Origin of the sequence: Streptomyces sp. YIM 130001, from assembly GCF_003574445.1 — a bacterium.
In the GTDB taxonomy this organism is placed as follows: domain Bacteria; phylum Actinomycetota; class Actinomycetes; order Streptomycetales; family Streptomycetaceae; genus Streptomyces.
In genome coordinates, this window is sequence record NZ_KZ984564.1 from 222,307 (window position 1) to 228,745 (window position 6,439).

The window sequence follows — 6,439 nt, forward strand, 5'->3', positions numbered from 1 at the left end:
CCGACAACTCGCCCCGAACACCGACCGATCCCTACGCGCTCCGGGACCGCAGCCCCTCGAGCAGGATGTCCAGAAGCCGGGCCGAGGCAGCCGCCTGCTGCGCCGCGTCGGGCAGCGAAGGAGCCGCCGTGGCTATCACGAGCAGCACGTCGGCGACCGCCACGTCCTGCCGCAGCTCGCCCGCCGTACGTGCCCGCTCGACGAGCCGGCCCACGACCTCGAGCAGCTCGACCGCTCCCGGATCGTCGATGTCGGCCCCCGCGGGCACCGACTCCACTTCCGGCGCCGGGCGCTGTTCCACGAGCCGCAGGTCCGCCTTCTCGCCCGCCTGCCGCTGTTGCGGCACCCGAGTCGCTTCGCCGTCCGCCTCCGAGCCGTCCTCGGCCACCCCGACCCGCAGCACCTGCGGCGGAAGCAGCCGGCCCGCGCCCGAGGCCACGGACGTCCGCAGGAAGCGCGACAGCGCCGACCACGGCTCGTCCTCCTGACCGAGTGCAGACCTCGCCTGGTCGGTCAGCCGGGACGTCTCCTCCTCGGCGATGCGTCGTACCAGCACGTCCTTGCTCGGGAAGCGCCGGTACACCGTGCCGACACCGACCCGGGCCCGCCGCGCCACGTCCTCCATCGGCGCGCCGTAGCCCAGCTCCCCGAAGACTTCGCGGGCCGCCCGCAGTACGTGCTCCAGATTGCGCTGCGCGTCGACCCGCAGAGGTGTCGTACGCGCGCTGTCCGCCGGTCCTCGACCGTGATCGTCGGCTGCTGCGACGACCGATGCGGAACCCCAATGAGAATCCTGAATATGCATGAGCGTTCCCCCGGTAATGACGTCTCCCCCCGGAGACCTTCCCCGCTTTGACTGCCGGTGTGCGGGAGCGAGTCGGACATCTGAGCCCCGTACACCGACGACTTACGAACATAGTTGAGCCGGAGTCAATTCAGAAGGGGCCCGTTCCGCACGGCGAGCCGCCCGATCGGAGTACGCGTCGGTTCCACCCTGATTGCCCCTGTGTCTCCCTCCCGGAGCATGCGCTCTGACCTGGGAACTTTCCGAACTGCCGGAAAGGGCCGGTGTGACCGGAGCCGCAGGTTCTCCGGTCACACAACTTGCCGGGCCTGTGGACAAACGCGCGCCGCACGTGCGTCATGGGATGGTGAAGGAACCTGCGCGCATTCTCGTCGTCGGCGGCGGTTACGTCGGTCTGTACACCGCTCTGCGTCTGCAGAAGAAGCTCAAGGCAGAGCTGAGAAGCGGCCGGGCGGAGATCGTCGTGGTCACGCCCGAGCCGTACATGACCTATCAGCCGTTCCTGCCGGAGGCCGCCGCCGGTTCGATCTCCCCGCGCCATGTCGTGGTGCCGCTGCGGCGCGTACTCGACCGCTGCAAGATCGTCATCGGCGAGGCCCAGGCCATCGACCACTCCAAACGCGTCGTCAGTGTCACCACCCTCGCCAACGAGGAAGAGGGCAGCGACCCCCTGCAACTCGCCTACGACGAACTGGTCCTCGCCCCCGGCTCGATCTCCCGCACCCTGCCGGTGCCCGGACTCGCCGACCACGGCATCGGATTCAAGACCGTCGAGGAAGCCATCGGCCTGCGCAACCACGTCATCGAGCAGATGGACATCGCCTCCTCCACGCGCGACCCCGCCCTCCGCGACGCCGCCCTCACCTTCGTCTTCGTCGGCGGCGGCTACGCGGGCGTGGAGGCACTCGGCGAGCTCGAGAACATGGCCCGCTACGCCGCGCGTTACTACCACAACATCAAGCCCGACGACATGAAGTGGATCCTCGTCGAGGCTTCCGACCGGATCCTGCCCGAGGTCGGCGAGGAGATGGGCCGCTACACCGTCCGCGAACTGCGCGGACGCAACATCGACGTACGCCTGGAGACCCGCCTCGAGACCTGCGAGGACCGGGTCGCCGTACTGGATGACGGCTCCCGCTTCCCGTCCCGCACCCTCGTATGGACCGCAGGCGTCAAGCCTCATCCGATCCTCGCCGCCACGGACCTGCCCAAGGACGATCGCGGACGCCTCAAGTGCACCGCCCGACTCACCGTGGACGGAACCACGCACGCGTGGGCAGCGGGTGACGCGGCCGCCGTCCCCGACGTCACGGCCGACGAACCGGGCAAGGAATGCGCCCCCAACGCCCAGCACGCCGTACGCCAGGCGACCGTACTCGGCGACAACATCGTCGCCTCCCTGCGGAAGCAGCCCCTCAAGGAGTACGCCCACAAGTACGCCGGCTCGGTGGCGTCACTCGGCCTGCACAAGGGCGTCGCCCACGTCTACGGGCGCAAACTCAAGGGCTATCCCGCCTGGTTCATGCACCGCGTGTACCACCTCAGCCGCGTCCCGACCTTCAACCGCAAGGCACGCGTACTGGCCGAATGGACGCTCTCGGGCCTCTTCAAGCGTGAGATCGTCTCCCTCGGATCGCTCGAGCACCCGCGTGCGGAGTTCGAACTCGCAGCCGGGGGAGGACGCCCGAAGGAGTCGTCCTGACCGTCCCCTGGAACACCCGCCGCCCGACCGGCGTCTGACGGATGTCAGTCCGGTCGGACACACTGGTCCCCCGACCATGGGCAGGACCCGACCCTCGACATGTTGAGGCTTTTCCCCGTGAACTTCACGCGCTGGAGCGCGCGGCTCCCCGGCACGCAGCGCCGCGCCGCAGCCCGCACCGACCGGGGCTCCGTGCCCGCGGCACGAGCCGAGTGCCCGGCGCAGCAGACCGCGCCCGCCGTCGCCGACCTGCCCGCGCGCGAGATCCTCGACCGCGTCCCGGCCCTGGTCGTCCTGCTGCACGGCCCCGACCACCGCATCGCGTACGTCAACGACGCGTACACGGAGGCATTCGGCGACCGCCCCACCGGTGCCACCGCCGAAGAAGCCCTGCCCGAACTGTGCGAGCTCGGCCTGCTCCCCCTCCTCGACCAGGTCCTGCGCAGCACCAAGTCCCGCACGGTCAAGTCCCGCAAGGTCGCCGCCGGCCGCTCGTACACGTTCCACTGCACACCGGTGGACACTCCCGAGGGCAGCGGCATCCTGGTCTTCGCCACGGACGTCACGGACCACGCGGAGGCGGCCGAGCGGCTGCGCGCCAGCGAGCGCCGGCACCGCGAGGCCGCCGTCACCCTGCAGCGCTCCCTGCTGCCCGAGCAGCTGGAGGAGCCCGACGACCTGCGGATCGCCGCCACCTACCAGCCCGGCGGCACGGACGCCGCGGTCGGCGGTGACTGGTACGACGTGATCACCCTCGGCGGCGGCCGCACCGCCCTCGTCATCGGCGACGTGATGGGCCGCGGAGTCCGCGCGGCAGCCGTCATGGGCCAACTCCGCACCGCGGTCCGGGCGTACGCACGCCTGGACCTGCCCCCGCACGAGGTCCTGCAGCTGCTCGACGGCCTGGTCGCCGAGATCGACGCGAGCCAGATCGCCACCTGCGTCTACGCCATCCACGACCCGAGCGAGAGCCGCCTGACCTACGCCTCGGCGGGCCACCTGCCGATCCTCGTACGCGATGAGAACGACGGCCTGCACCGCGCCGCGGAACCGACGGGCCCGCCACTCGGCACCGGCGGCTGGCAGCACGCCTCGGGCTCCGTCCCCTTCACGCCGGGCTCCACCGCGGTCCTCTACACGGACGGCCTTGTGGAACGCCGCGGGGAGGACATCGACCACGGAGTCGACGCGCTGGAACGCGCCCTGGCCAGCGCCTCCGGCCCTCCGAAGGTGGTCTGCGACCGGCTCATCCGGGCCCTGGGCGTGACCGCCGACCACGACGACGACGTGGCCGTACTCGTCCTGCAACAGCCCAAGCGCACCGGCCAGAGCGCCGACCTGTTCCGCGGCGCGGCACTCGAACTCCTCGGCGGCGTGGAAGCGGCTCCACGCGCGCGTGCCTTCGCCTCCGGCGTCCTGACCAGCTGGCGCTTCCCCGTCGAACTGCACGACCTCGGCGTACTGGCCGCCAGCGAACTCGTGGCCAACTCGCTCCAGCACGGCACCCCGCCGATGCGCCTGCGCCTCAGGCGCACCGACCGCCGGCTGACCATCGAGGTCACCGACGGCGACGACCACCTGCCGCGGCGACGCCGCGCGGAGCCGGCCGACGAGGCCGGCCGGGGCATCGAGATCGTCGCGACGATCGCCTCGTCCTGGGGATCACGCCGGACACCGGGCGGCGGCAAGGCCGTCTGGTGCGAATTCACCCTGCCGTCCTGAACCACCGCCCCACCGGATCAGGCGTGCACCGGAACGCTGTCCTGCGCACCCCCGGTGACGATCCGGCTCGCCGCGAGCGACGGAAGGTCCTGCACCGGCGCAAGCCGCCGCCCGAGCCGCAGCGCAAGGGCGGCCATCCCCAGTGAGAACAGCACGAACGTCACGATGTACGGCACATGCAGCGAGGCCCCCATCGGCCCGCCCACGGCCGGCCCCACCGCCAGCGCCAACTGCTTGACCAGCGCGAACGCCGAGTTGTAGCGGCCGACCATGCCGTCGGGCGCCAGATCCGCGACCAGCGGGGCCAACGTCGGCGACAGCATCGCCTCACCGATCCCGAACAGCGCGTACGTCGAGATGAACGCCGCCGTGGCCATCGCCTGACCACTCGACCCGAGGCCCGCGAAACCCGCGACGGCCCAGGCCACAGCCCAGATGATCCCCACCGACGCGATGACCCGCGACCGCCGGCGCCGCTCGACGAACCTCAGCACCGCGAACTGCGCCACGACGATCGCGCCGGTGTTCGCCGCCAAGGCGATACCGAGCGTCGAGGGCGAGATCCCCGCGGCCTCCACGCCGTACGCCGAAAGCCCCGACTCGAACTGCCCGTAGCAGGCGAAGAAGATCACGAAGCCGAGCACGCACAGATGCACCATGGCGCGGTTGCCGAGCAGTGCCTTGAAACCACTGCCGCCCGCCGCCTGCACGGAACCGTCGATACGCGGCGACCGAGGCAGCCGCAGCGTCGCCATGACGCCGATCAGAAGCACGAACATCGCGGCCTCGATCGCGAAGAGCAGCGTGAAGTCCCCGGGCCGCTCGTGCTTCACGATCTGCCCGCCGATGAGCCCGCCGACGCCGAGCCCGAGGTTCTGCAGGAAGAACTGCGTGGCGAACGCCCGAGTCCGCTTCTCCGGCGCAGAGCACGCCACGATCATCGTCGCGAGCGCCGGCGCCATCACGGCCTGCCCCGCACCGAGCGCCGCCGCAGACGCCAGAACGAATCCGGTGCTCGCCGAGAGCCCCAGACTCATGGAACCCACTGCGGCCGTGGCCAGCGCGACGATCAGGACGGGCAGCGGACCGCGCCGGTCGACGGCCCGACCGGTGAACGGCAGCACAAGCAGCGCAGCCACCGCGAACACGGCGAGCACCAAGCCCGCCGTGGTCGACCCCAGCTCCCGCACCTGCGCCACATAGACGTAGAGGAACGGGACTGTGAAGCCGAGGCCGAAGGCACTCAGCGCGTTGCCCACATGGATCCGGCGCATCGCTGCGCCCGTCGCCCTGGTCACTTTCACCTACCTTAGGAGTGAAGACTTAGAAGCTAAAGTTCAGCATTGAAGACTAAGACTCGAAGGTCTTTAGCGCAAACTGGTCATGCCATACTTCCCGCCATGGCTGACACCCCCGGTGCAAGCGAGCCGACCCTCGAGGCCCAGATCGCCGCCTACCAGCGGGAGTTCCAGGACCTGGACCCCCAGGTGGAGCAGATCGTCTCGGCCCTCGGCCGCCTCAATCGCCGTATGAACGTCGCCTACGGGCGGCAGACCGCGACCCTCGGCATGAGCAACGCCGAGTGGGAGGTACTCAAGGCCCTCGTACTCGGCGGCGCTCCCTACCGGCTCGGTCCCGGCGACCTGGCCAAGCGGCTCGGTCTGACCCCGGCAGCCATGACCCACCGCATCGACCGCATGGTCGGCGACGGTCTTGTCACCCGCGAGCGGGACGAGAGCAACCGCGTCCGCGTCATCATCGAGCTCCAGGACGCCGGCCGGCAGAAGTGGCTCGAAGCCATGCGCCTCGCCACGGTCTTCGAAGAGGACCTGCTGCAGGACCTCTCGCAGGACGAGCGCGGAGTGCTCGGCGAGATGCTGACCCGACTGTTGCGCAGGGTGGAGGACGCCCAGCCCGACTCCGGCGGCCGACTCACCGACCTGGCGTGAACGCAGTTCGGCGATCTCGCGAACGCTGCAGCCCGGAGGTTGACACGGCCCCGCCGCATCCGTAAGGTTCTTCGGGTTGCCACGGCGCCGTAACGGTTCCGCAGCAGCATCTCCGCCGCGAAAGCGGCAACCACTAACTCAGCACGATCTCCCAGCCGGGGCAATTTCGGCATGCCGAAATTCAATTCCCGAGCTCGATTATGAGCTGCCGGAAGATTCCGCTAGAGTTTGCGGCGTCGGAGCGGCCCAAGGGCCGGGAGG

5 protein-coding genes are annotated in these 6,439 nt (G+C 70.1%); 3 read left to right on the forward strand and 2 right to left on the reverse strand.

Translation table 11 applies throughout. The features are described 5' to 3' along the window. Positions 1-31 precede the first annotated feature (31 nt). Complete coding sequence (locus DSC45_RS27715) at positions 32-805, reverse strand: TetR/AcrR family transcriptional regulator (protein WP_119294685.1); 774 nt, start codon at positions 803-805, stop codon at positions 32-34. A 343-nt stretch (positions 806-1,148) separates the two neighbouring features. On the opposite strand from DSC45_RS27715, the gene DSC45_RS27720 reads away from it, so the two are divergent. Together DSC45_RS27720 and DSC45_RS27725 are read left to right on the forward strand one after the other, a co-directional pair. Beyond that, a complete protein-coding gene (locus tag DSC45_RS27720; RefSeq protein WP_119294686.1) occupies positions 1,149-2,507 on the forward strand; it encodes an NAD(P)/FAD-dependent oxidoreductase in 1,359 nt (452 codons plus the stop codon). 117 nt (positions 2,508-2,624) lie between these two features. Continuing rightward, positions 2,625-4,229: an ATP-binding SpoIIE family protein phosphatase gene (locus DSC45_RS27725; RefSeq protein WP_119294687.1), complete on the forward strand. Its 1,605-nt coding sequence runs from the start codon at positions 2,625-2,627 to the stop codon at positions 4,227-4,229. Positions 4,230-4,246: 17 nt separating this feature from the next. Here the strand turns inward: DSC45_RS27725 and DSC45_RS27730 are convergent, their stop codons facing one another. Continuing rightward, positions 4,247-5,503 carry an MFS transporter gene (locus DSC45_RS27730; protein ID WP_119294688.1) on the reverse strand — a complete coding sequence of 419 codons (1,257 nt, stop codon included), beginning with the start codon at positions 5,501-5,503 and terminating at the stop codon, positions 4,247-4,249. Between the two features lie 126 nt (positions 5,504-5,629). Here DSC45_RS27730 and DSC45_RS27735 point away from each other — a divergent pair, with 126 nt between their 5' ends. Beyond that, positions 5,630-6,178 (forward strand): MarR family winged helix-turn-helix transcriptional regulator, encoded by a 549-nt coding sequence (locus DSC45_RS27735; RefSeq protein WP_119294689.1) that lies wholly within the window; start codon positions 5,630-5,632, stop codon positions 6,176-6,178. The last annotated feature ends 261 nt before the right edge of the window (positions 6,179-6,439 follow it).

What these genes read in the sequence shown, in the direction of transcription:
- DSC45_RS27715 (WP_119294685.1), bottom strand. Translation starts at nt 805, where the DNA reads ATGCATATTCAGGATTCTCATTGGGGTTCCGCATCGGTCGTCGCAGCA.
- DSC45_RS27720 (WP_119294686.1), top strand. Translation starts at nt 1,149, where the DNA reads ATGGTGAAGGAACCTGCGCGCATTCTCGTCGTCGGCGGCGGTTACGTC.
- DSC45_RS27730 (WP_119294688.1), bottom strand. Translation starts at nt 5,503, where the DNA reads ATGCGCCGGATCCATGTGGGCAACGCGCTGAGTGCCTTCGGCCTCGGC.
- DSC45_RS27735 (WP_119294689.1), top strand. Translation starts at nt 5,630, where the DNA reads ATGGCTGACACCCCCGGTGCAAGCGAGCCGACCCTCGAGGCCCAGATC.